Here is a 206-nt window from a genome sequence, read left to right on the forward strand (position 1 = left end):
GAAACCTGAGCGCCAGCTTGGGTGGAGGCGCCGTTGGGATACCACCCTGATCGTATCTAGGTTCTAACCTGGTACCGTAATCCGGTATGGGGACAGTGTCAGGTGGGCAGTTTGACTGGGGCGGTCGCCTCCTAAAGAGTAACGGAGGCGCCCCAAGGTTCCCTCAGAATGGTTGGAAATCATTCGAAGAGTGCAAAGGCAGAAGG

At 56.3% G+C, this 206-nt stretch carries 1 rRNA gene; it reads left to right on the forward strand.

Features of this window, described 5'->3' with window-relative positions:
- A 23S ribosomal RNA gene (locus KI379_RS33960) occupies positions 1-206 on the forward strand; the annotation flags it as partial.

It is taken from the genome of Paenibacillus cineris, assembly GCF_018333335.1.
Classification (GTDB): Bacteria; Bacillota; Bacilli; order Paenibacillales; family Paenibacillaceae; genus Paenibacillus_AQ; species Paenibacillus_AQ favisporus.